The sequence below is a fragment of the Syntrophales bacterium genome, from assembly GCA_023229765.1.
GTDB lineage: Bacteria > Desulfobacterota > Syntrophia > Syntrophales > UBA5619 > DYTH01.
This window is the reverse complement of record JALNYO010000031.1, coordinates 1-23139: the sequence shown is the minus strand read 5'-3', so window position 1 is coordinate 23139 and position 23139 is coordinate 1. Positions and strand designations below refer to the sequence as shown.

At 52.5% G+C, this 23139-nt stretch carries 21 protein-coding genes and 1 pseudogene; 7 read left to right on the top strand and 15 right to left on the bottom strand.

Annotated features, from left to right (window positions below; genetic code table 11):
• Nucleotides 1-109: 109 nt before the first annotated feature.
• Nucleotides 110-2344, bottom strand: a complete 2235-nt coding sequence (locus M0P74_13780; GenBank protein MCK9364653.1) for a SulP family inorganic anion transporter — start codon at nucleotides 2342-2344, stop codon at nucleotides 110-112.
• Nucleotides 2345-2529: 185 nt separating this feature from the next.
• On the opposite strand from M0P74_13780, the gene M0P74_13775 reads away from it, so the two are divergent.
• Complete coding sequence (locus M0P74_13775; protein ID MCK9364652.1) at nucleotides 2530-3132, top strand: TetR/AcrR family transcriptional regulator; 603 nt, start codon at nucleotides 2530-2532, stop codon at nucleotides 3130-3132.
• Nucleotides 3133-3135: 3 nt separating this feature from the next.
• Nucleotides 3136-4242: an HD domain-containing protein gene (locus tag M0P74_13770; GenBank protein MCK9364651.1), complete on the top strand. Its 1107-nt coding sequence runs from the start codon at nucleotides 3136-3138 to the stop codon at nucleotides 4240-4242.
• Between the two features lie 7 nt (nucleotides 4243-4249).
• Here M0P74_13770 and M0P74_13765 read toward each other — a convergent pair whose 3' ends face one another.
• From M0P74_13765 to M0P74_13740, 6 genes are all read right to left on the bottom strand, one after another.
• Nucleotides 4250-5941, bottom strand: coding sequence for a glutamine--tRNA ligase/YqeY domain fusion protein (locus tag M0P74_13765; protein MCK9364650.1), 1692 nt, complete (start codon nucleotides 5939-5941; stop codon nucleotides 4250-4252).
• The gene (locus M0P74_13760; protein MCK9364649.1) at nucleotides 5932-6189 is read right to left on the bottom strand and encodes a hypothetical protein; all 258 of its coding nucleotides are present in this window, start codon (nucleotides 6187-6189) and stop codon (nucleotides 5932-5934) included. Before M0P74_13760 ends, M0P74_13765 begins: the two co-directional genes overlap by 10 nt.
• A 30-nt stretch (nucleotides 6190-6219) precedes the next feature.
• Nucleotides 6220-6711: a DUF3795 domain-containing protein gene (locus tag M0P74_13755; GenBank protein ID MCK9364648.1), complete on the bottom strand. Its 492-nt coding sequence runs from the start codon at nucleotides 6709-6711 to the stop codon at nucleotides 6220-6222.
• Nucleotides 6712-7009: 298 nt separating this feature from the next.
• On the bottom strand, nucleotides 7010-7240 hold the full coding sequence (locus M0P74_13750; protein ID MCK9364647.1) for an antitoxin: 231 nt from the start codon (nucleotides 7238-7240) through the stop codon (nucleotides 7010-7012).
• 632 nt (nucleotides 7241-7872) lie between these two features.
• Nucleotides 7873-8667: an EFR1 family ferrodoxin gene (locus M0P74_13745; protein MCK9364646.1), complete on the bottom strand. Its 795-nt coding sequence runs from the start codon at nucleotides 8665-8667 to the stop codon at nucleotides 7873-7875.
• A 13-nt stretch (nucleotides 8668-8680) separates the two neighbouring features.
• Complete coding sequence (locus tag M0P74_13740) at nucleotides 8681-9430, bottom strand: TetR/AcrR family transcriptional regulator (protein ID MCK9364645.1); 750 nt, start codon at nucleotides 9428-9430, stop codon at nucleotides 8681-8683.
• A 263-nt stretch (nucleotides 9431-9693) separates the two neighbouring features.
• On the opposite strand from M0P74_13740, the gene M0P74_13735 reads away from it, so the two are divergent.
• From M0P74_13735 to M0P74_13715, 5 genes are all read left to right on the top strand, one after another.
• Nucleotides 9694-11379 (top strand): methylmalonyl-CoA mutase family protein, encoded by a 1686-nt coding sequence (locus M0P74_13735; protein ID MCK9364644.1) that lies wholly within the window; start codon nucleotides 9694-9696, stop codon nucleotides 11377-11379.
• Nucleotides 11380-11403: 24 nt separating this feature from the next.
• A complete protein-coding gene (locus M0P74_13730) occupies nucleotides 11404-11814 on the top strand; it encodes a cobalamin-dependent protein (protein MCK9364643.1) in 411 nt (136 codons plus the stop codon).
• Nucleotides 11811-12806, top strand: a complete 996-nt coding sequence (meaB, locus tag M0P74_13725) for a methylmalonyl Co-A mutase-associated GTPase MeaB (protein ID MCK9364642.1) — start codon at nucleotides 11811-11813, stop codon at nucleotides 12804-12806. The genes M0P74_13730 and meaB overlap by 4 nt, the downstream gene beginning before the upstream one ends.
• 370 nt (nucleotides 12807-13176) lie before the next feature.
• Nucleotides 13177-13443, top strand: a complete 267-nt coding sequence (locus M0P74_13720) for a type II toxin-antitoxin system ParD family antitoxin (GenBank protein ID MCK9364641.1) — start codon at nucleotides 13177-13179, stop codon at nucleotides 13441-13443.
• Entirely contained in the window at nucleotides 13443-13718 is a 276-nt protein-coding gene (locus M0P74_13715; GenBank protein MCK9364640.1) for a hypothetical protein, read from the top strand. The genes M0P74_13720 and M0P74_13715 overlap by 1 nt, the downstream gene beginning before the upstream one ends.
• Nucleotides 13719-13788: 70 nt before the next feature.
• Here the strand turns inward: M0P74_13715 and M0P74_13710 are convergent, their stop codons facing one another.
• The 8 genes and pseudogenes from M0P74_13710 to M0P74_13675 form a co-directional block, all read right to left on the bottom strand.
• Nucleotides 13789-15234: a diguanylate cyclase gene (locus M0P74_13710; protein MCK9364639.1), complete on the bottom strand. Its 1446-nt coding sequence runs from the start codon at nucleotides 15232-15234 to the stop codon at nucleotides 13789-13791.
• 303 nt (nucleotides 15235-15537) lie between these two features.
• A complete protein-coding gene (locus M0P74_13705; protein ID MCK9364638.1) occupies nucleotides 15538-15687 on the bottom strand; it encodes a hypothetical protein in 150 nt (49 codons plus the stop codon).
• A 296-nt stretch (nucleotides 15688-15983) separates the two neighbouring features.
• Complete coding sequence (locus M0P74_13700; protein MCK9364637.1) at nucleotides 15984-16619, bottom strand: 2Fe-2S iron-sulfur cluster-binding protein; 636 nt, start codon at nucleotides 16617-16619, stop codon at nucleotides 15984-15986.
• Complete coding sequence (locus M0P74_13695; protein ID MCK9364636.1) at nucleotides 16616-18544, bottom strand: 4Fe-4S binding protein; 1929 nt, start codon at nucleotides 18542-18544, stop codon at nucleotides 16616-16618. The genes M0P74_13700 and M0P74_13695 overlap by 4 nt, the downstream gene beginning before the upstream one ends.
• A 12-nt stretch (nucleotides 18545-18556) precedes the next feature.
• On the bottom strand, nucleotides 18557-19009 hold the full coding sequence (locus M0P74_13690; protein MCK9364635.1) for an NAD(P)H-dependent oxidoreductase subunit E: 453 nt from the start codon (nucleotides 19007-19009) through the stop codon (nucleotides 18557-18559).
• 51 nt (nucleotides 19010-19060) lie between these two features.
• Nucleotides 19061-19717, bottom strand: coding sequence for a hydrogenase iron-sulfur subunit (locus M0P74_13685; GenBank protein ID MCK9364634.1), 657 nt, complete (start codon nucleotides 19715-19717; stop codon nucleotides 19061-19063).
• A gap of 152 nt (nucleotides 19718-19869) precedes the next feature.
• Nucleotides 19870-20550 (bottom strand): 4Fe-4S binding protein, encoded by a 681-nt coding sequence (locus M0P74_13680; protein ID MCK9364633.1) that lies wholly within the window; start codon nucleotides 20548-20550, stop codon nucleotides 19870-19872.
• 126 nt (nucleotides 20551-20676) lie between these two features.
• Nucleotides 20677-22887 (bottom strand): annotated as a pseudogene (locus tag M0P74_13675) (FAD-dependent oxidoreductase).
• Nucleotides 22888-23139: the final 252 nt, after the last annotated feature.

Sequence of the window (23139 nt, the reverse complement as noted above, 5' to 3'; positions counted from 1 at the left end):
GTTTCTATTCGGAAAGCTGCCGCTGTGGGATTCCTTCCTTACCCTCGATCCGCGCAGGCAGACTTCTCTTTAAAAAATCTTGGCAGGAAGATGCATGTTGAGAGGATTGTCATCTCTCTTCAAGTACCTGCAACTCGGCGTCGGTGTGGCGAAGGCGTTTGGCAATAGCAAGTGCCAGTCGGGCAAAGACCTGGACTCCAAAAACAGGGTTGGCATGGCTCTGGGCGTTAAAACTGGATCGGGAAAGTGCGTATAGATCGGTCGGGACTTTCGCCTCGACGGTGGCCGAACGAATGCTGCCGTCCAGAAATGAGAGCTCGCCGAAGAAGTCTCCCTGGCCAATCGTGGCGAGGTGATGTTGGGTGTTCCCTTTCAGGGGCAGCAGTATCCGGACACTTCCCCGTCGTACCAGAAATATCTTGTCTCCAGGGTCGCCCTGGGAGAAGACCTTCTGTCCCTGCGGCGCCGACAACTCCGTTACACAAGACGCCAGCTCACTGAGCGTACTCTCGTCGAATTGGTGAAACAGTTCGAAGTCCTTCAGTTCAAGAGGCTGCTCGCTGCCTGATTGCGCTATGTGCGAGTCCTCCAGAATGCGCTCCTCCATCCATTCCAGCGCGCCATCGAGTGTCTCGGAAATCATAACGCCGCCGCCCTGTCTGACAACGCCCAACTGCGCCAGGTAACGCTCGAAGTCACGCTGGTCATAAAGCGTTGACGGCATGCCTGTGAACAGCAGGCGCCCTCCGCGTTCCTCCAATTGGGCCTGCATCTGTTCGAAAAGATGAGCCGCCGTGTAATCCATTGATTGGACGCGACGCATATCGAGGAGAATAAAGCGCTTTGTTCGAAGATCGCTCTCCAGTTGCGTAAAAAGCTGGTCCGTAGTGCCAAAAAACAGATTGCCCTGCAGCTCGCAAAAGACTGCCTGGCCGCCGGATTGCCTCAGAATCTCTCGTTCCACATCCAGACGTTTGGTCTTTGAGGATACCTGGTCCAGCCCCCTCTTCCTGCGGATGACCGAACCACGAATCTGATCACGGATAAACAAGATGATTGCCAGTGCTATCCCGACCCCCGAAGCCGCAATCAGGTCAACGGTGACGGCGACGAGGATAACAAATGCAATCACGGCGAAGTCCAAGCGCCCGGCAGGATGGCGCAGCAGCCGGGACATGTTCCTGAAGTCAAGCATCCTCCAGGATATTGCCAACAGAATGCCTGCAAGCGCGCCAATTGGCACCCATGCAACAAGTTTGCCCAGCAAGAGAAGGGTCATAACCACAAGTGCACCTTCGATTACCCCTGAGCGATACGTCCGGCCGCCGCTGGTCACATTAACGAGGGTAGGCCCCATGGTTCCGGCGCCGGGCATGCCGCCGGCAAGAAATGATACCACGTTTGCGATTCCCTGACCTATAAGCTCGCGATCTGACTTGTGTCGGCTGCGCGTCAGGGCGTCGAGCACTACGCAGGTTTTAAGAGTGTCGATTGACAGCAGCACCGAAAGGGTGAGGGCCGGAACAAGGATAATCTTGATTGATGTAACGTTCACGGAAAAAAGGGATGCCAACCTCCCGGAGACTGCCCCCAAGAATGAACCGGAGGCATGGATTGGCCCGATTACAAGCGGGTTATTCTGCAGACTCAGCAGTTCCGGGGAAAACGTAGCGAGAACGAAGTAGGTTACAATCCCGCCCAAGAGCCCCAGGATGGCGGCCGGCACCTTTTTGGTAATTCGCGGCGTAATGGCCATTACCGCTATTGTGACAATCCCTGCCAGGAGGCTCTGCCATTTCCAGAGTTCTGGTGAAATCAGCCCCTGGAAAAGTGGAGTTGCCTTGGGAAAACCGAATAGTTTGGGAAGCTGGCCCAGGGCGATGATGACCCCCACCCCTGATAAATATCCGCTGACAACCGGGTAAGGGACATATTTGATCAATCTCCCTCCGCCGATTGCCCCGTAAAAGACCTGAAACCCGGCTGAAAATAAAGCGGTTAAAGCCATAAGCGGAAGTATATCAACCGGTTTGAGCCCGCCGCCATCTCCCCCCGCAAGAAGACCAACTACTAATGCGGACAGGACAGCAGCCGCCGGCGCACAGGGGGCAGAGATCAGTCCGTTTGTCCGCCCGAAAAGCGGTGCAATAAGTCCGATTGCGGCAGCGCCAATGATCCCCGCCAAGGCCCCTTCCCCTGCGTACCCGGTTCCCAGGGCAGAGTAAACGAGGACGCCAAAGGCTATTGATGACGGCAGCGCCACCAACATGGCGGCCAGCCCGCCCCATAGATCATCGATCGATACAGGTGTTGGGTGCTTAGTCTGAGCGGATTGAGCGGTCATAAACATTTACCTCTTCATTCGCCGCTTGCCGGAAATCGTCATTTCTTTGCAGGCTTGCACCGTAACCAAGAGGGTTAAGCTTGTCAAGAGAAATATCGGTCAGCAAAAATCCTTGACATCTTAATATCTGTTGTTTATACTTTTAGACGTAAAAAGTACAATATTGCAATGCCGAGACATAAACCATGAAAACCAACATAAAAGAAGCCATCCTGGAAACGGCCTGGAAGATGATCCGCCGTCACGGCATAAATAAGACCAACATTGACGACATCGCCCGCGCCGCAATGGTTGCCAAGGCGACCATTTACAACTATTTCGGAAGCAAGGATCAGGTTTACACAGAGGCGCTCGACAGAAAAATCGGTCTTATGGCGGAACGGGTAAGCCAGGCGGTTGCAGATCTGCCTTCGCCGCTCGAAAAACTCAATGCCTTCATAAAGGAAAGTCTGAAAATGGTCAGGGAAGAATCCCTGCTGTTTGCCGACGAATATAGCCAATCTTACCGTTTTGTGTCCAGAATAGCCGCCGCCAGGGAGCATTTTTTCTCCGCGCAGGAGCGGCTGCTGAAAGGAATCCTCGAGCAAGGGGCCACTGAAGGTTTATTCCCGGCCCAGGATATGGCTAAAGCTTCAAAACTCATCGGCTACCTTATGCGGGGGTTCTCCTCGCCCGCCGATGACCAGCCAGACCTGCCGGCAAAGCTGGCAGATACAGACTCAGAAGCGGCGTCCCTTTTCGATATACTGTGTCATGGCCTTTTATCATCCAAAGAAGGGAGAACCTGATCCATGCAGATCCAAATAATCGAGATGGTGTTCGTATTTGCCCTGTTCTCCGTTGCCGGCTGGCTTCTCGAAAGCGTTTACCGGTCGCTAAAGATGCGGCGTCTGATCAATCCAGGATTTCTGACCGGGCCCTATCTGCCCATATACGGTCTCGGGGCAGTCCTGATTAGTCTGGTCAGACCTCAAATATCTGATTATTCATTTGTTTTTATCATTTTGGGATTTTTATCTTATTTACCGGGAGAGGAGCAGGTAGTGCTGCTGAAACCGCTTCTGCTCGCCATCCATATAGCAGCCAAGGCCATTATCTACATAGCGACCACGACGCTGCTGGAGTTATTCGCCGGCTGGTCGCTGGATCGGTTTTTTAACATTCGCTTGTGGAACTATAGCGACGGCCCCTGGTCGATACGCGGCTATGTGTGCCTGAAGTTTTCACTGTACTGGGTGGCCCTGGCCTTTCTCCTGGAATATTTTCTGCTCCCGCCTTCGATGCTCCTTTATCGGGAATTCACCATGCCGATGACCATTTTTGCCCTGCTGCTTCTGGAGATTATCATGGTGGATTTCCTGATAAAAGGCGACCAATTGGGCGCCGAGGCAGGGGAGAAAAGGCGCAGCGACGCAAGGGCAAGCAAACGCGAATTTTTGAACATCATAGAACCACTTCTGAATGATCCCCTTGTCGGCGCGTTGGAAAAGCACCTTCACCACTACCAGAAAAACCGTCTGGAACACTGCCTGGACGTGGCGTGGTTAAGCTTTCGAATCGCCAGAAAATTTAATCTTGACACCCGGATGATTGCGAGGGGGGCGCTTCTGCACGACCTTTTTCACTACGACTGGCTGCGTGAGGGACCGCGCTGGCACGGGTTCAGACATCCCCGCATCGCCCTCGAAAACGCAAGAAAAGTCATACCCTTAACAAAAAAAGAGGAAGACATTATCCTCCGGCATATGTGGCCGCTGACCATCATCCCCCCGCTTTATCCGGAGGCATGGATCGTCTCCGCAACGGACAAGTATTACGGCACAAAAGATTATCTTGTCGGCATTGCAATGACGCTGAAGAGGGCGATCTCCGCCCGCATCGTCAATTTCCTCCGCTGAAGGCTGGCTATTTCGTTTTGCCGGCAATCCTGGTCCAGGAATCTCTCAGGGTAACCGTTCGATTGAAGACAAGCGCCCCTTGCGCGGAATCTTCCGGGTCAGCAATGAAATAGCCCAGGCGCTCAAACTGGAGATGTTCCCCCGTTTTGCCATCAGCAAGGCTTCGCTCCAGGCGGCAGGAAGTGATGACCTCCATTGAACCCGGATTCATATAGGTGATGAAGTCGCCTTCCTGCGCAAGCGGCTCGGCGACATTAAACAGTCGATCATAGAGTCTTACCTCCGCCGGCATGGAGTGGGCTGCCGACACCCAGTGAATCGTTGCCTCGACCTTCCGTCCGTCCGGCGCAAAACCGCTCTTAGTTGCCGGATCGTAGGTGCAGTGGACCTCGATCACCTCGCCGGTCGCATTGTCCTTGACAACATCAACGCAACGGATGAAATAGCCATAGCGAAGGCGCACCTCTTTGCCGGGGGCAAGCCGGAAGAATTTTTTGGGTGGATTCTCCATAAAATCGTCTTTTTCGATAAACAGCTCCCGTGAGAACGGCACCTTCCGCGAGCCCATCGCGGGGTTCTTCGGATGGTACGGACAATCAAACTCCTCAACAAGTTCCTCCGGATAGTTGTCGATCACAACGCGCAGCGGGCGCAGCACCGCCATTACCCGAGGCGCTTTCTCGTTCAGATCATCCCGGACGCAGTTCTCCAAAAACGACATGTCAATCAGACTGTCGTTTTTGGAAACGCCGATTATATCGCAAAAATTTCGGATCGCCTCCGGCGTGTAACCCCGGCGGCGCATCCCGGAAAGGGTCGGCATCCTGGGGTCATCCCACCCCTTCACCATGTTTTTCTCAACTAATTCCATTAGCTTGCGTTTGCTCATCACCGTATAGCTCAAGTTCAGGCGGGCAAACTCAATCTGTCGCGGATGCGGCAGTTCGACCAGTTTCTCCAGAAACCACTCGTAAAGGGGCCGGTTGTTTTCAAATTCAAGGGTGCAAAGAGAGTGGGTTATCTCTTCGCTATAGTCGGAAAGGCAGTGGGCGAAATCATACATCGGATAAATGCACCACCTATCCCCGGTGCGATAGTGGCTGCTCTTTTTGATTCGGTAGATAACCGGATCGCGCATAACCACGTTCGACGAAGCCATATCTATTTTGGCCCGCAGAACGCGCGCCCCCTCGGCAAATTCTCCATTCCTCATCCCCTCAAAAAGATTCAGATTTTCCGCTACTGACCGGCTGCGAAAAGGGCTTTCCTTCCCCGGTTCAGTCAGCGTCCCCCGGTACGCGCGCGTCTCGTCCGCGTTCAAATCGCATACATAGGCATGGCCCTTCCTGATCAGTTCAACCGCATACTGATACAATTTTTCGTAATAATCGGAGGCGAAATAGAGCCTGTTTCCCCAGTCGAAACCGAGCCATTTCACATCGCGGATAATCGCCTCCACATACTCCATGCCCTCTCCGCTCGGATCGGTGTCGTCAAGCCGCAGATTGCAGGTTCCCCCATACTGGGCGGCAATCCCGAAATTCAGGCAGATCGACTTGGCATGACCTATGTGGGGATAGCCGTTGGGCTCCGGCGGGAAGCGGGTCGCTACCGGCCCCGCACACTTGCCGGATTTGATATCGTCATCAATGCTGTCTCTGATAAAATCAGAAGGAAAAGACGGGTTTGTCATTTCCATATAGTTAAATCCCTTTCTTTTTTGAGGTAATTACAAAAATCCGTGTCATGCCCGAATGCTTTTGTCGGGCATCCATGATTTAAAATAGTTAAAAACTGGATTATGAACATTAAACTTCGTTTTCCCGCCCAGAAGCGTCGCGGGAATGACAGCGTTGGGAGTTTTGCAATTGGCTCTTTAGCATTATTTTTCTCTTTTAGCGAACGGTCGGCAGGGAAAAGCCAGCGGTTGGCGGCAACCCGAACCATACCTTCGTTATGCCCACTTAAGCTAATTTGTTAGTCCAGGTCTAACGGCGCCTTGCATTTATTACATTTCATCGCACCGCGAAAAACTCTATTACCGCATTCAGGGCATATATAGCGCGCCTCTTCGTCCCGTATCCATTTTTCAGTGCCAAACTCACGCCGATACGGGACAGCCCGGAGGATGACCTTTCTGCCGACAGCCATGGGGAAATTGTCAATGTGCTGACACGGGAATTCATTGCATTGATGACACCCGTCGTACCCCTTCTCTTTTGTGCAGTTTCTGATCTCACATTGGCTGCAATGCATAAATCGTTCAGCGGATAAGCAGCCCTGGCAGCGAATGTCTTCGATTGACAGGGATTCGCTGTTGGGGAGTGCGCCTTTGCCGGAAGTTCCCCCCTTGTAGAGATTTACCAAACCTTCCTTTAGTCTGCTGTTATTATCGCGATGGGCAATGTAAATGGCACATACACCGCAATAAAGACCGCAAGGAGAAATTAAATCGTGATTTGTCGCCATAGCTTTTTCCCTCCCAAGGTAAGTCTGCTCAAGGCGCCAACCGCTCAGGGCAACCTTTATCACTCTTAAATCCTTGAAGAACTCCAGTTAGGATGTCGGAATATTTATACCAGGAATTCAGTCAATGAAATTCTGTTTTTTTCAATGTTTTGACTGTTGTAAACGCCAAATTGCAATTCGGCTACCGTGATGCTGGATAGATAAACGTTTTTTTCAATAACACTGCGTAATTTCTCCAAGACACGGAGAGGCTTTTTGTTCTTGATAAAAATGCAGGTGTTTGTATCAAGCAAATACATTACAGACCCTTTCTCTCCTGCATTTGTGGCTGGTCTCTTCCGTTTTCCATGAAATCATCGGTAAACCCATAAAGACCATGAAGAAATGTTTCCCAAACGCGGGTTTTAGGAAACAGAATGACCGATTCGCCAATTTTTTGAATTAACACATCTGTCCCTTCAAAATTGTATTCTTTGGGCACACGAACCGCTTGACTGCGCCCATTTTGAAATAATTTCGCTGTTTGCATCCCGCACCTCCGCAATAAGTGTATATCGCAGTATATACCTTGTCAAATTAAATTCGCCTCTGAGCGAATTGCAAAACTCCCAACGCTGTCATTCCCGCGACGCTTTTGGGCGGGAAAACGAAGTTTAATGTTCATAATCCAGTTTTTAACTATTTGCAATCATGGATGCCCGACAAAAGCATTCGGGCATGACACGGAGTTTTGCAATTACCTCCTCTGTTGTAAATTTTTGTTTTTTATTTACGTCCAACGGGAAGCTCACCGGAAGGCGGGCGCCCTTTCCCGCCGATCCGGTGAAGCGCCGGGTTATGTGATCCTTGGCTGTATTTTCTTTTCGTCTCCAGGTTGCTGTGGCTCAAACCGAAAACTATCCAGAGTACCTTCATTACAGAATCGAAAGCACTGCACAGACTTCTGACCTTGCGTTCGTATTTCGACCCGGACTATGTATCGGCCCGGGGGAAGCTTCCAGCGGGAATTCCGCCACACAGGGTTACTGAAATAGTTCTCGTTGCTCCATCCGTAACATACCTTCACATAAAACGCGGCTCAGCGGGAGCCGGGTTTATCGGGATCATTTTTCAGCGGCATGTTCAACCTCCAACTTATCAATAGCCAGCAGTACCTGCTATTTATTTTCGCGTCGGCCCAACGGAGAGCATGTCCCGCAAGGTTATTTCCGGATGGTGATAGCGCTTGTAGCGGGGAGTCTTCCTGCCGAACTGAATCGCCTCCTGCGGACACCACTGGATGCAGGCGAGACACTGTTCGCAGTGGTGCAGCCAGATCGGTGTGTCTTCTGGAATGTCGATGTTTCCGGACGGGCAGATTGACTTGCAGATGCCGCAACCGTTACATTTTTCATCGACCCAGAAGCTTCGGTCCATCATTGGAATGCGGGAGAAGGAGAGCCGATTGAGCCCGGTAAAAAAAATGTTCTGCCACAATGGGCCTTTTTCTACCGGTAGTTTCTTTCTCGCTGCGCAGGAAGCTGCAATCCTGCCAATCTTGTCTCGTGACACCTCGATCTGCCGGATTTGCCTCTCTTTTGGTCCGGGACCGCCCCAGGGAATATAGTTGGACGGCATTGCCAGCTCGAATCCGGCGGAAAGCGATAATCCCCGGGCCTGCATTCTTTTCTTCAGTTGAATCAACGTGGCGGCGACCTGTCCCGCGTTGACGGCTATGGCAAAGTAGTACCGGGACCCGTTTTTCTCCAGCGCATCTACAAAGGCAATGACCCTGCGCGGCAGCCCCCAGATGTGAACGGGAAAGATGATTCCGATCGCCTCGGCCCCGCTCACGACCGAATCCCTGGAAGTGTTCGATATCGGGATGATCTCGGCGTCGCCCATTGCGCTTCCCAGCATCCGGGCTGTCCAGAGCGAATTGCCTGTGCCCGTATAGTAGAATAGATCGGTTTTCATCGATAATTATCCTCTAAAAAGATTTCTCCAAATCAATCAGCAGGCTGGAAAGCCCTTCTGTCCTCTCCTTCAATTCCTCCACTATCTGGAGTTTCCTGTCTAACTTTTTTTTATCCCGCTTGTTCGTTTTTGTCTCTGCGGCTTCTTCGCCCTGCGACGGCTGCAAATATCCGTTTTCCAGAAAGTTAAGAAAATGATCGGCGATTTCCTCGGGCGATTTGCCCCCGCAGTCCGGCTTATACCATTTGTAAAGCCAGTTGCACATGCCGATGATGGCAAAGGCCTGAAGCTTGGGATCCAAAGGGCGGAAGCAGCCTTGTTCGATGCCTTCGGCGATGATCCTTTCAACGATCTTGGAATACTTTCGTTTTTCTTCGCGGATTTCCTGAAACTGCTTTTCCGGCAACTGGTTTTCTTCGCTGAAGAAGACGGCGAACATGTGCAGGTTGCTGACAACGATGTTCCGGATGTGGCTCCTGATGAAAAAGCGGAGCTTCTCGGGCGGCGCCAGATCCATTTCTTCGATATCGCTGGCGTTGGCGAAAAAGCTTTTCATCGACTGAATGTAGATCAGGGAAAGCAGAGCTTCTTTTGAGGACACATAGTGATAAAGGGCGGCCTTGCTCACCCCCAGTTCGTGGGCCACATCGTCGAGGGTGGCCGTGCGGTAACCTTTCCGGTGAAATATGGTAATGGCCGTGTCGATGACCATCTGCTTGCGCAGGCTTTTGTCCAGACTCTTGAAGTCGGTTTGCTGTTCCATAGTATTATCCGTCATTCCATGATGAGCCGAAAATATTTTCAGTTGAGGCTAAAAAATGCTTGACACGGATTTTTCTCTTTGCTACGTTACTCGCCAGTTAGTTATTATTACTAACCAGTCAGTCACAATATAATACAGTAAGCAAGTGCAAGTCAAGGTTGAACCTCCACCTCACGGAAATCAGCTCCCGCCGAGGGGTGATTGCGTACCGGCTGAGCTTTTCGCTTTAGAATAACACTTCCGGATTGAAAAGGAGAATTGCCATGAGCACCGATAAATCGGACAGGGAAGATCAGAAAATCAACTGGGACGTTTATCTTCAGGCATATTACGAAAAACCGGCCAGCACGAAAACCTGGTCCGGGTACGACGTCAAGGAAATTTATACGCCGGACGACCGGGCCGCGGAAAATTACCAGGCAAACATAGCCGACGCCGGCGAGTACCCCTTCACCCGCGGGCTGCACCGCAACATGTTCCGGGGCCGGTATTGGACCCGCCGGGAAGTCGTCGGCATCGGGTCGCCGGCGGACACCCACGAGCGGGCCGCCTACTGCTTCGAGAACGGCGGGACCGGCCTTAACACCATCGCCGACGTTACCTATGAAATGGGTCTGGATGCGGACCACCCCAGGGCTCATAACGAGGTCGGCCTGACCGGGGTCAACATCTCGCACATCAAGGACATGGAAACCCTGATCGGGGACATCCCTCTCGACAAGGTTAGCTGGTCGCTCATCACCGCATCCACCGCTGCGGCGGCGACCATGGCCCAGTACGTGGCCGTGGCCCGGAACAAGGGCTATGACATCAGCAAGCTGCATGGCTCCATTCAAAACGACCCCATTCACTTCCGTTACTGCGGGTTCAGCCCCGCCTGCCCTCTCGATTTGTCCATTAAGCTGGGCTCCGACGTCATGGAGTTCTGCACCCGGGAGATGCCCAAATGGTATTACACCACGGTCAACATGTACGACCTGCGCGAGCAGGGCATCACCGCGCCTCAGGAGATCGCCTACGGCTTCGGCATCGCCATGTGCTACATCGACGAGCTTATCCGCCGGGGCCTCAACATTGACACATTTGCGCCGAGGTTCACCTTTTATGTCTCCTGCCACATGGACATTTTTGAAGAAATCTCCAAAATCCGGGCCGCACGACGCATGTGGGCCAGGCTGATGAAGGAAAAGTACGGGGCCAAAGACCCGCGGTCCATGCATTTCCGCTTTGCCGTCCACACGGCCGGCTGCTCGCTTATCCCTCAGCAACCGCTGAACAACCTGGTCCGTATCGCCTACGAAGCCCTGACCGCAGTACTCGGCGGTGTCCAGTCCCTGCATTGCTGCTCCTATGACGAACCCATGTGCCTTCCCACGGAAAAAGGACACCTGCAGGCCTTGCGCACTCAGCAGATAATCGCCTACGAAACAGGCGTGACCAATGTGGCCGACCCGCTGGGCGGATCCTATTATGTAGAGAGCCTGACCGACAAAATCGAGGAAGAGGCCTTGCGGTACATGAAGGAAGTGGAAGACATCGGCGGCACGGAGGAGGCTATCCGCAGCGAATGGCTGGACAGCCGCTTTGAGCAGGAAGCGCTCAAGCGACAGAAGGAATTGGACAACCTGGAAAAGCTGGTAGTCGGGGTCAACGTCTTCACGACCGAACCGGAAAAGACCACGCCGCTGGGCGTGCAGCGCATTTCCGAAAACTCGTCCAAGGACCAGATCGAGGGTGTGCGCAAGTTCAAGCTGAGCCGTGACAAAATAAAGCTGGAAGAGGCTATAGACAGGCTCCGTGAAGATGCCGCCGCAGGCAGAAACACCATCCCGGCTATGATCAACGCCACTCAGGCCATGGCCACCACCGGCGAACTGCTCGGGACTGTGCGCGAAGTTTTCGGCTATTCCTACGATCCGCTGAACATCATCGAATCCCCATTTAAGTGATTTCAATTTTCGGAGGCCAGGCAGATGAGCGAAGAAAAGATCAAAGTGATTATCAGCAAGGTCGGGCTGGATGGCCATGACCGCGGAGTTAAGGTGGTCGCCTCCCTGCTGCGGGAAGCAGGTATGGAAGTTGTGTATCTTGGCATGTACCAGACACCCGAGAGCATCGTCAAAGCTGCGCTTGACGAGGACGCGGATGTAATCGGGGTGAGTTACCTTTCCGGCGAGCATTTGGTTTTCACGCCGTTGATCGTCGCAGAAATGAAGAAGCGGGGTATGGATGACGTTCTTTTCGTCGCCGGCGGCTCTTTCCCCCCCGAAGACATCCCGACCATGAAAGAAATGGGCATTGACGAGGTCTTCCGCGGAGGATCGCTGGCCGAGGTGTTTGTGAGCTACATCATAAACAACGTCGGCAGGAAGGTCGCTTTATGAGCAGGAAGAATAATCTGACCCCGGAAGAACTGGTCGAAAGGCTGCTTGGCGGCGACCGCCGGGCGGGGGCCCGCATGATCACAATGATCGAGGATCGCGCTCCTCAGGCCAACGACATGATGAAGATGATCTTCCCTCACACCGGACAGTCCATGATCGTCGGTCTGACCGGATCGGGCGGAAGCGGCAAATCCACCCTTATCGACCACCTGATCGGTCGCTTTCGGGCCATGGGGAAAAAGGTCGGGGTGGTGGCCGTCGACCCCAGCAGCCCTTTTTCCGGCGGCGCACTCCTGGGGGACCGGATCAGGTTTCAGAACCACTCCCTGGATGACGGCGTTTACATCCGGTCCATGGGTTCGCGGGGCTATCTGGGCGGGCTGAACCGGGCCACCGCGGATGTGGTCCGAGTCATGGAGGCCATGGGGAACGAAATCATCATCATCGAAACACTGGGCGCCGGCCAGGACGAAATCGACATCATCCACGTGGCCCAGACCTGCCTGCTGATCCTGACCCCCGGCATGGGCGACGACATCCAGGCCATGAAGGCCGGCATTATGGAAATCGCCGACATCATCGTCCTGAACAAGGCCGACCTGGACGGGGCCAACTTCTGCCTGCGAAGCCTGGAAGCGACCATCCATTACGGACTGGCGGAGAAAAAGGGCTGGATCCCCCGGGTCGTTCCCACCATCGCCTGCGCATCCAAATCCATGAACGTCCAAGGGGTGGATGAACTGGTGCAGGCCGTCATGGACCATCAGTCATACCTGCACGAAACACGTAAAATCGATGAGGTGCAAGCCCAGCGAATCGAGCAGGAACTGGGGCTGATTTTCAAAGACGAAGTGGAAAAGGTGGTTTTTGCCGGACTCAAGGGCACGGGGAAAAAACGCCAATATATCGAAGCCATCCGCGCCGGAAAAACCGATCCCTACTCCCTGGTCAAAGAGGTCCTGTCCTCTTTTAACTTTAGCCACCCCATTTAGAGGTAATGCGCTCTATTTCCAGTCGAAAGAGCCAATTGCAAAACTCCCAATGCTGTCATTCCCGCGACGCTTCTGGGCGGGAAAGCGGAGCTTAATGTTCATAATCCAGCTTTTAACTACTTGAAATCATGGATGCCCTACAAAACCATTCGGGCATGACAAGGAGTTTTGCAATTGGTTCGAAATCAAGAATTTTCTTCAAGGTTGCTGTTTTACTGCTTTCAGGAAGCTGTTAGCCACCCTGAGTGTGGTAAAAGATTTGCCCTTCTCGCATTCATTTACAAGGCGCATCACTTACCCTTCGGGCTTAAATTTGTTATAGCAAAGTTTGTTATTCTATGTTATCGTAAAGCTCAAAGGAGATAAGACAATGAACATTTCTCTTACGCCACAACTTGAAACACTGGTGAAAAATAAGGTGGAGAGTGGGCTTTATGGTTCCGCAAGCGAAGTTATGCGCGATGCCTTGCGCCTTCTTGAAGAGCGAGATCGAAGACATTCCTTGCGCGTTGAAGAACTTAGGGCAGAAATAAAGAAAGGTTTGGATAGCGGTGAAGCAACCCCTTTAGACGTGGAAGCTATCAAGGTACGGGGCCGCAAACGGCTTGATGCGCAACAAAACAGGGCAAACGGCTGATGTTGAGAATCCACAAGAGATACTCCTTCGTTTTGTGTCCCATGCGTTCCAAGGTGAGAAGAAGCTCCCGGCAGGCCATGTCTTTGGTGGCGCCGTTGGCTTGGAGCCATCCCCAGAGTCGGCACAGGATTCTGGAGATGCTTTTTCTTCCTTCGGGCCAATACTCATTGATTGAATATGTCGGGCTAATCGGCAACGGCTTGCCGATCCGTTGGTTTGAAATGAAAAAGGGTGGGGTGAAAATGCCTTTGAAATCAGGGGGAAGGGGATTCTAAATCACCTCACCTATCAATGATTTTGGGGTTGGACTTGAAGTGAGGATTACACTTTGAACTCTGCTTGAAACTATGACTTAGAACAAACCCTGTCTTTCCCGTTCTTTTTCCCCTGGTACATGAGCTGGTCTGCCCGGTGAACGAACGCCTTCATCGCTTCCTGCGGCTTGTACTGCGCAAGACCGATGCTCAACGTCACATGGACGTCTTCACCCGGTACCGGCGAAAATGTCTCTTTCTTGAATTCCGTCCGGATTCTTTCCGCTGTAATGGCGGCATCCGCGCTTGTCGTCATCGGCAGCAGGATCGTAAATTCTTCGCCGCCATACCGAAAAGCGAAATCCGTCTCGCGCAGGCATCGTTTCACCACCTGGCCGAGTCGCATCAAGACCTGGTCTCCCTCGACATGGCCGTAAGCGTCGTTGAATACCTTGAAATTGTCGAGATCCAGCAGGAGTAGGGTTAAAGGCTGTTCATAGCGGTTCGACCGGTCTAATTCGATTTTAAGCTGAAAGTAAAAATGCCGGGAATTGTAGAGTTGGGTGAGATCATCGACGATGCTGAGTTCCCGGTATCTGTTTTCACTGTTCTGAAGAGCCTCCCCTATCCGCTTACGTTCGGTGATGTCGCGGGCCACTGCCTGAAAGGCAACCACCTTGCCGTCCTGAAAGATCAACTGGGTGTTTTGCCCGAACCAGATCTCGCGGCCATCTTTCACGATAACGGGATATTCGGAGTAGGTATTGGGAATCCCCTTCACGAACTGATGGCCAAAAAACTTCATGGCTTCCTCTCGCATGTTCGGGCGGATAAATGTCGGATAATGCCTTCCGATAATTTCCTTTTCTTCGTATCCCATAATGCGGAGTCCCGCCGGATTGACAAAGGTTATGTGTCCGGTGTCGTCCAATCCGAAGACGATGTCGCTCGCATTTTCCACCAAGGTCCGATACCGTTCCTCGCTCTCCCGCAGCGATGCCTCCGCCTGCTTTTTCTCACTGATGTCATAGAGGATGCCTGTCCAGAGAACATCACCGTTTTCGATGGGTCGGGGGAGCGATTCGAAATGAACCCAGATAATTTCCCCTCCGACAAACACACGCCCCTCCCACTGAAAGGGAATCAGCTTAGCATTGGCTTCTTCGTTCTTGCGGACGCATTCTGCTTTGTCTTCGGTATGAACCAGATCGAAGATTATACGGGGGTTGGTTTCATAAAGCTGCCTGTTAATCCCCAGAATTTCACAGAAGCGGTCACTGACCAGCTCTACGCAATGAGGAAAGTATTCCGAACTGCTCCATGCATCCTTTTGCCACTGTTCTCTTGGAAATACCCGAATACGATATATCCCCGCAGGTTGATTGTTGACCAGATCCAGATACAAATCACGTTCCTGTCGAAGTAATGCCGTCGCCTGCCAGCGCTCTGCTTCCGATTGTTCCAGTTCCTGGATTCTCTGCTTCAATAAGGAATTCTCTTCGAGCAGTTCTTGATTTGGTCCGGATAGATCTTTCATCTTGTCCCCCGTGTCATCAGAAAAGATGACAGATGGAAAGAAAGGTAAAGCGCTTATTGGAGGTGTCTCAACTATTGGAAGTAATGCCGCGTATCCACGGAAATGTCAAATGGAATGTAGCCTGACAGGTATTGATTACCCCCTGAAAGCTTGCGTTTTTTGTCGTGGTTGAAAATTTGTGGATTACAGGAAGCAAGTTTTTGTTCCCACTCATCCCCAAAATCATCTCCTGATAACTCCACAGTGCGATTGAAAATACTCGTAATATCCTGAAAAGTCCACCGAATATTTCTTGTCAAAGGTTTAAAAACCGGCAAACTCCATCACCGTAACCATGTGATGGAGCAGGGCAGAAACCGGCCACAGCAAAACACCTGCGAGAAAGCGGCCCCAAGCAAAAGTATAAATGCTGGCGCCCAGGGCGGCCAAAAAGAGCGAGGGCGCATTATCCACGAAAAAACGTTTCCTCGTCCAGAAGGCTTTGAAGAATACCGGGAGACGGACGGCCGCCTCCCACCGAAACTGCAAACATCTGGCAAGGCGGGCTGGTCTGACAATTACAAAGCGTTGAGGCAATTGCAAAACCATTTGTCATTCCCGAAAGCGAAGCTTAATGTTCATAATGTCTCTATCGGGAATATGGTTTTTCAAGCAGTTAAAACCAGATTATGAACATTAAACTTCGTTTTCCCGCTCAGAATCGTTGCGGGAATGACAAGAATGGGGAGTTTTGCAATTACCTCCGTTGTCTATTTTATTGGCGCAGGTTGGGATGAAGCGGAGGGGAAGCGGCACTTAATGTCCGTAAACGCAAGGGCTTCGACCAGAACGAAGGCTGCCTGCAGGTACGAGGTCGGGCAGAGCGGAAAACATTCCTTGCAGTCGTTGCACTCCCGGGCGGCTATTTCCGGGATGAAGCTGATCTCTTTTCTTATTCCTCTGTCAATCCAGCCGAGTGCGTTCTTTTTCTTTACCTCGTTGCAGTACCTTACGCACAGGCCGCAGGTAATGCAGAAGGAGGACTCTTTTTCAAAACGGTCCGGGTTTGCGCCATACTCCCCGGCAAGCCTTTGCAATTCAGGGGCAAACGGGGCATGGGCCATCAGCAGTTGCAAAATCATCTTGCGAATTCGATCAACCCGCTCCGATCTCGTCTTTACAACCAGCCCCTTTTCCACCGGGTAAAGGCAGGAAGCGACAATGCTGGTCCGACCGCGATTTTCGACTTCGACAGAGCAAATCCGGCAGCCGCCGTAAGGCTCCAGTTTCTCGTGATGACAAAGCGTCGGAATGGATATCCCCGCCTCCTGAGCCGCCTGTAAAATGGTCATCCCCTCTTTTGCCGCAACTTCCCTGCCGTCAATCTGCAACGTTATTTCGCTCATTTTTCCTTCCGCTCTCTCTTTATCGTTCTTTCTTCCTCGGAAACAGGCGCAGGAACAAGCTCACCGGAAAGCTTCTTCACCGCGCCGAAACGGGGCGGGCAAACCTGCAGGCAAGTTCCGCATTTTGTGCATTTATTCTGGTCAATGATGTGGATCAGGTTTTTGCCGCTGATAATCGCCCCGGCCGGACATTGTTTGAAGCAGATCATGCAGGCCTGGCACTTTTTCGGGTCTATATAGTACGAGATCAACTTCTTGCAGGAGAGCGCCGGACACCTTTTATCCCGGATGTGCGCCTCATATTCTTCCCGGAAGTAGTGGATTGTGCTTAAAACGGGGTTCGGCGCCGACCGTCCCAACGCGCAAAGCGAGGCATCCTTCGTTACTTCGGCTATCTCCTGCAAAAGCTCGATGTCGCCCTCTTTTCCCTGCCCCTCAGTGATCCTGATAAGAATCTTCAGCATCTGCCGGATGCCCTCCCGGCAGGGCACGCATTTGCCGCACGACTCATCGGACAGAAAGTCCAGAAAGTACCGGGCGACATCCACCATGCAGGTATCTTCATCGAGCACAATCATCCCGCCGGAACCCATCATCGAGCCGGCGCGGGCGAGTTCATCGAAATCAACCTTCATGTCCAGCAGGTCCCCCGGCATGCAACCTCCGGACGGCCCCCCCGTCTGCACAGCCTTGAATTTCTTGCCGCCGGGGATTCCCCCGCCAATCTTGTAGATGATATCCCGCAGGGTTACCCCCATGGGGACTTCCACCAGACCGGTATTAACCACCTTGCCCACCAGCGAGAAAATCTTCGTCCCTTTGCTGCCCTCCGTCCCAATCCCGCAAAACCAGTCAGCTCCCCGGTTGATGATCATGGGCACGGTAGCCCATGTCTCAACATTATTCAAAACGCTCGGTCTGTCCCACACCCCTCGGACGGCGGTGTGGATGTATTTCGGCCTGGGTTCCCCCGTCTTCCCTTCCAGAGCCGTCATCAGGGCGCTCGATTCACCCGAAACGAAGGCGCCGGCCCCCCGGTGCACCTTGACCGTAAAATCAAAGCCGGAGCCGAGGATATTCTTCCCCAGCAGACCATACTCCTCGGCCTGCGCAATTGCCATCGTCACATTCTCTACCGCCAGAGGATATTCCTGGCGAACATAGATAAAACCCTCGTGGGCGCCGACGGCATAGGCGCCGATCGTCAACCCCTCCAGAACCGAATGGGGGTTGCCCTCAAGAATGCTCCTGTCCATATAAGCCCCGGGGTCTCCCTCGTCGGCATTAACGATCACATATTTTATCTCGCCTGGCGCCTTGCGGGATTCCTCCCACTTCCTGCCCGTCGGAAAACCGCCGCCGCCCCTTCCCCGCAGGTTGGATTTTTTTACCTCATCCAATGCCAGCTCGGGGGTCATCTGAAAAAGGGCTCTGGATAACGCGGCGTAACCGCCCAGCGCCAGATAGTCGTCAATGCTCTTGGGATCTATGTTGCCGTTGGAGCCAAAAATAAGCCGCTCCTGATTTTTGTAGAAGGGAATCTCCGATTCATGAGCTATCTTTTCGCCGCTGTCCGGGTCCGTGTAGAGAAGCCGTTCGATGAGCTTGTGATCGCCTTCGGCATGGGCAACAATTTCCTCAACATCCCCGGTCTTTATCTGCAGATAACAGATCTCCTCGGGATGGATAACCGCAATCGGCCCCCGCTCGCAATAACCGTGGCATCCGGTCTTCCGGATATCCACCTTCCCGCTCAATCCCTGCTTTTCCAGCTCCCCAACCATGCTCGCGGCGACCTCCTCACTGCCGGAAGCGCGGCAGGCAGACCCGGAACATATCGTAATGCAGGGTTTATTTTGCTCTCTTTTCGACAACAAGCCCCTTCTGAAGTCTTCCAACTCAGCGGGTGAATTGATCTGCGCCATAGTTTTATTATCCTACTCGTAATGTTTTAACGCGTCTGCCGTCATGGACGGAGTCATTTTGCCGTGCGTCGTCCCATCTATTTCCACCACCGGCCCCAGGGCGCAGCAGCCAAGGCAGTTCACCGTCTCCAAGCTGAACTTCAGATCCAGGTCCGTCTCGCCCGGTTTGATCCCGGTCAGGTCCTGCACCGAGTCCAGAACGCGCATTGCTCCCCGGACATGACAGGCAGTGCCCATGCAAACGTGAATTTCGTGACGCCCCTTCGGAACCAGACTGAAGGCTTTGTAAAAGGTCGCGACATGCTGTATCCGGGTCAGCGGAATCTGTAATTTTTCACTGACCATCTTCAACGCTTCCTTGGGAAGCCAATGATTTTCTTTCTGGATCTCCAGCAGCACCTGAATCAGCGAACTGGCGTCGCCCTGATGTTTATCAATAATTTTATTTACTTTCTCAATATCCATGACCGCTTTTTCAACCCTCTCCTTCCGCTGAACCGAACCTGTTCCTGCACGTCAGGCCAGGGCGTAGCTCTTTTGGCCTTCATCGTAACTGACCAATCCCTGTCTTGACGAACTGTTCATGTGCCTTGATACTTCCGAGGGCGTAAGCCCTATGCGCCGGGCAATTTCCCCAGTCGGCATCGGTTTCTCCCGCAGAAGCAGCATGATCTGGCTTATCGCCAGCTTATCTACGATAAACTCCTTGAATATTTTGTTGACATCTGCACTGGCGAAAAATTTGTAATACTCTTCCGACGTCCGCAGAGGCACTCGCAAACGCTCTCTTTCCAAGAGCCGGATGAACGGGGTTATCGCTAACACTGCTTCAAGCTTTTGCGCCAACAGACCTTTTTCGATTCCCTCGCCCTTGCCGAGTGGGCCTAAATGTTTTATCTTACTGCTAAATTCATTCATGACCTCGGCAAAGCGGATCCCGTCCCCGGAAGACATATACTCTACCCTCAACCGCTCCGGGTCAATACCGATATGCGCCATTATTTTTTTACAGAGAAGCGCCATGCCCAAGGCATGGAAATTTCCGTGAGTGGTGTAGTTGCATTCGCCAAGATTGCAACCGATAATAAACACCCCATCCATTCCTTTGGATAAAGCGCGGAGCACAAACGACAAATCAACCCTGCCGGTGCACATGACGCGTATAAGTCTCATTTCAGTGGTATATTGCAGTCTGGAAACTCCAGCCAGGTCGGCAGCGCCGTATCCTCACCACTGGCAGACAAAGCCTAATATTTTGGGCTTGAATTTAACTTCCGCGCTCATTAGCTTTCACCCCCTTTTTGAACATTGAACTTCGCTTTTCACTAATAGCCAGCCGCGGCATCGATCTGGCTGAGTATTTCTTCATCGTTAAAGTGCTTCAGTTGGATGGCCGCGGTCGGACACACCGTGTTGCAGATTCCGCATCCCTTGCAGAGGATGGGATTAACCTGCGCCTTTGTACCCTGAAGCGCACCGCTGAACTCGATCGCGCCATACGCGCAAACAGATATGCAGGCCCCGCAGGAGACGCACCTGTTCTCATCCACCTCGCAAACGGAGCCGGAGGCTACGATTGTTTCATGTGAAAGGGGGTTCAAGGCCCGACCGGCCGCCCCATAAGCCTGGCTGACGGTTTCCGTTATATGTTTCGGATAGTGATCAGTTCCACAGAGATAGACGCCATCCGCGCTGAAATCAACCGGTTTCAATTTGACATGGGCTTCCGTAAAGAATCCATCCAGCCCCGTTGACACCTTGAAAAATCCGGCTGCTTCCTTGGTTCCCTGGGAGGGAATAACGGCAGCGGCCAAAGCGAGCGAATCGGCGTCTATGGCAAGCTTCTTTCCCAGCACCGGATCGGTTACAGTTACCCGAAGAATCTGCCGCCCCTCCTCAATGGCAGCCTCTACTACGGGCTTGTCATTCGGATCATAGCGTATGAACTTTACTTCCTTATTCGCCGCTTCCCGGTAATAATCCTCGCTGAAACCGTATGTTCTCATATCCCGAAACAGAATGTAGATATCCATACCGGGATTTATCTCTTTGAGTTTCAAGGCGTTTTTAATAGCCTGAGAGCAGCAGATCCGGCTGCAGTAATTTCGCCCTTCCTCACGGGAGCCCACGCACTGGATCATCACCAGACTCTCAGAATGGAGCAGCCGCTCATCCCTATTGACGATCTTCTCCTCCAGCTCCAACTGGGTCATTACTCGCTCGTCTTCTCCATAGAGGTATTCGACGGGTTTATATTCGTCGGCGCCGATCGCCAGGACGGCAACGCCGTGCTTAATCTCCGCGGTCCTTCCCTCAAACTTCACACGGGTAACGAAACTTCCGATGTAACCGGCAACAGACGTGATAACGGCGTCGGCATATACATGTATCAGCGGGTGCTTATAAACCTTCTGGATCAGCTCATGGAGATAAGTCTGGACGTCCAACCCCTCCAGCGTATAGTAAAGCCTGCGGGCCATCCCCCCCAGCTCTTTTTCCCTTTCCAGCAGGTAAACCTCGTGCCCCTGGTTGGCGATGGAAAGCGCGCTGGTCATGCCGGCCAATCCTCCTCCCACAACAAGCGCCGTTTTGTTGATGGGCAGGTTATATTCCTTCAAGGGCTCCAAATTTCTAGCCCGGGCTGCCGACATCCGGATTATATCCTGCGCCTTTCGGGTGGCTTCTTCCTGCTCCCGGGCATGAACCCAGGAACAATGTTCCCTGATATTGGCCATGTCCAGATAGTATTGATTGAGACCCGCCTCGCGCAGGGTGTCGCGGAACAGCGGCTCCAGGGTCCGGGGAGAACAGGCGGCGAGAATGACCCGATTCAGCCCTTTTTCCTTTATCTTGTCTGTTATTTCCTTAGCGGAATTGGTAGCACAGGAAAAAAGCTGTTCCTGGGCATAGACAACATTGGGCAGGCTCAAGGCATATTCAACCGTGGAGGGGACATCAACGATTCTGCTGATGTTGGCGCCGCAGTGACAGACAAATATGCCAATCCGCGGCTCCTCCTGCGAGAGATCCTGCTCCGGCGGATATACCCTTTCCCGGGACAGTTCCCCCCGCCGGTAGTCAAGAAGCTCGCCGCATTGGGAGACAGCGCCGCTGGCGGTAAAAACGGACTCAGGGATATCGACGGGCCCCCGGAAGGCGCCGCTTACAAAGATCCCGGGTTTGGTGGACGCAATCGGATTGGAATCATTTACCTTGCAGAATCCGTGGCTTTCCAGCTCAATCCCGAATTTCCTGCTCAGGCTGGAAGCGAGGGCCGGTGGATTCAAGCCGACGGATAATACCACCATGTCGAATTCTTCCTCTTTCACACCCTCCTCGGCGGTAGAGTACCTGATGGTTACATTCCTGCTTCCCGGGATCTCTCTCCCTATTGAGACATAGCTTCTGATAAAGCGAATTCCGGGAAGATTCTCGGTTCTTTGATAGTATCTCTCAAAATCCTTGCCGTAGGAACGAACATCGTTATGGAATATCGTACACTGGGCATCCGCGTCATGCTCTTTTGTCAAAATCACCTGTTTTTGGGTATAGGTGCAGCATACCGCGGAGCAATAGCTGTTGCCGCCGGGAACAACCTGCCGGGAACCGATGCATTGAATCCAGGCTATCTTGTGGGGATGCTTCTTGTCGGAAGCGCGCAGTATCTCTCCTTCATAAGGACCGGTGGCGCACAGCAGCCGTTCATAGTCCATACTGGTCACTACATTGGGCATCGTTCCGTAGCCATATTCGCCCCGGAGCCTGGGGTCAAACGGCTCCAACCCGGAAGCAAGGATCACCGCCCCGACGTTTATTTCCACCTTCTCGGCCTTTTGATTGAAATCTATGGCTTTGTTTTTACAGACCGCTTCGCATACCCGACATTTCTTCTCTTTCAGGTAAAGACAGCTTTCATCGATATAAGTGACTAAGGGAATCGCCTGCGCAAAGTATATATGAACGGCCTTGTTCGATGATATCTGCTGATTGAAGGGATCAGGAAATCGCACCGGGCAGTACTCCACGCAAGTGGCGCAGCCCGTGCATTTGTCCACATTAACGTACCGGGCCTTCTTAATCAGGGTGGCCTTGAAGGCCCCGGGTTCTCCCTCTACACTGTCAACATCCGTGTAGGTCATTACTTCTATGTTTGGGTGCCGGCCGACCTCGACCAGTTTCGGTGAAAGAATTCACATCGAGCAGTCGTTGGTCGGGAAGGTCTTGTCTAATTGGGACATGTGGCCGCCAATGGTCGGCGACGTCTCAACCAGATAAACCTTGAATCCCGCATTGCCGAGATCGAGGGACGCCTGAATGCCGCTGACCCCTCCCCCGACAACCATTACATCTCCAAAATTGCCGTTTGTGATACTTCCGCAAAGCTGTTCTGCAACTGGTTCTTTTCCCATTTTCTCTGTCCTTATCAGGTTTTTTCTCTCCCTAAATCAATCCCTGGATAATCTCCGTAATATCTTTAATCGCCAGCGCTTCGCTATCCTGCATGTTCAAGCGGCTGTCCTCGAAATTGGTGATGCAGTAAGGACAGGCCGTTACCAGTTCCTCGGCCCCTGCCTCCACCGCCTGCGCCAACCGCA

Coding starts and splice junctions, on each gene's coding strand:
- M0P74_13740 (MCK9364645.1), bottom strand. CDS start 9,430: ATGGAACAGCAAACCGACTTCAAGAGTCTGGACAAAAGCCTGCGCAAG.
- M0P74_13775 (MCK9364652.1), top strand. CDS start 2,530: ATGAAAACCAACATAAAAGAAGCCATCCTGGAAACGGCCTGGAAGATG.
- M0P74_13735 (MCK9364644.1), top strand. CDS start 9,694: ATGAGCACCGATAAATCGGACAGGGAAGATCAGAAAATCAACTGGGAC.
- M0P74_13745 (MCK9364646.1), bottom strand. CDS start 8,667: ATGAAAACCGATCTATTCTACTATACGGGCACAGGCAATTCGCTCTGG.
- M0P74_13690 (MCK9364635.1), bottom strand. CDS start 19,009: ATGGATATTGAGAAAGTAAATAAAATTATTGATAAACATCAGGGCGAC.
- M0P74_13760 (MCK9364649.1), bottom strand. CDS start 6,189: ATGGTTCGGGTTGCCGCCAACCGCTGGCTTTTCCCTGCCGACCGTTCG.
- M0P74_13680 (MCK9364633.1), bottom strand. CDS start 20,550: ATGAGAACATACGGTTTCAGCGAGGATTATTACCGGGAAGCGGCGAAT.
- M0P74_13770 (MCK9364651.1), top strand. CDS start 3,136: ATGCAGATCCAAATAATCGAGATGGTGTTCGTATTTGCCCTGTTCTCC.
- M0P74_13780 (MCK9364653.1), bottom strand. CDS start 2,344: ATGACCGCTCAATCCGCTCAGACTAAGCACCCAACACCTGTATCGATC.
- M0P74_13710 (MCK9364639.1), bottom strand. CDS start 15,234: ATGAAAGATCTATCCGGACCAAATCAAGAACTGCTCGAAGAGAATTCC.
- M0P74_13750 (MCK9364647.1), bottom strand. CDS start 7,240: ATGCAAACAGCGAAATTATTTCAAAATGGGCGCAGTCAAGCGGTTCGT.
- M0P74_13700 (MCK9364637.1), bottom strand. CDS start 16,619: ATGAGCGAAATAACGTTGCAGATTGACGGCAGGGAAGTTGCGGCAAAA.
- M0P74_13685 (MCK9364634.1), bottom strand. CDS start 19,717: ATGAGACTTATACGCGTCATGTGCACCGGCAGGGTTGATTTGTCGTTT.
- M0P74_13715 (MCK9364640.1), top strand. CDS start 13,443: ATGTTGAGAATCCACAAGAGATACTCCTTCGTTTTGTGTCCCATGCGT.
- meaB (MCK9364642.1), top strand. CDS start 11,811: ATGAGCAGGAAGAATAATCTGACCCCGGAAGAACTGGTCGAAAGGCTG.
- M0P74_13695 (MCK9364636.1), bottom strand. CDS start 18,544: ATGGCGCAGATCAATTCACCCGCTGAGTTGGAAGACTTCAGAAGGGGC.
- M0P74_13720 (MCK9364641.1), top strand. CDS start 13,177: ATGAACATTTCTCTTACGCCACAACTTGAAACACTGGTGAAAAATAAG.
- M0P74_13765 (MCK9364650.1), bottom strand. CDS start 5,941: ATGGAAATGACAAACCCGTCTTTTCCTTCTGATTTTATCAGAGACAGC.
- M0P74_13755 (MCK9364648.1), bottom strand. CDS start 6,711: ATGGCGACAAATCACGATTTAATTTCTCCTTGCGGTCTTTATTGCGGT.
- M0P74_13730 (MCK9364643.1), top strand. CDS start 11,404: ATGAGCGAAGAAAAGATCAAAGTGATTATCAGCAAGGTCGGGCTGGAT.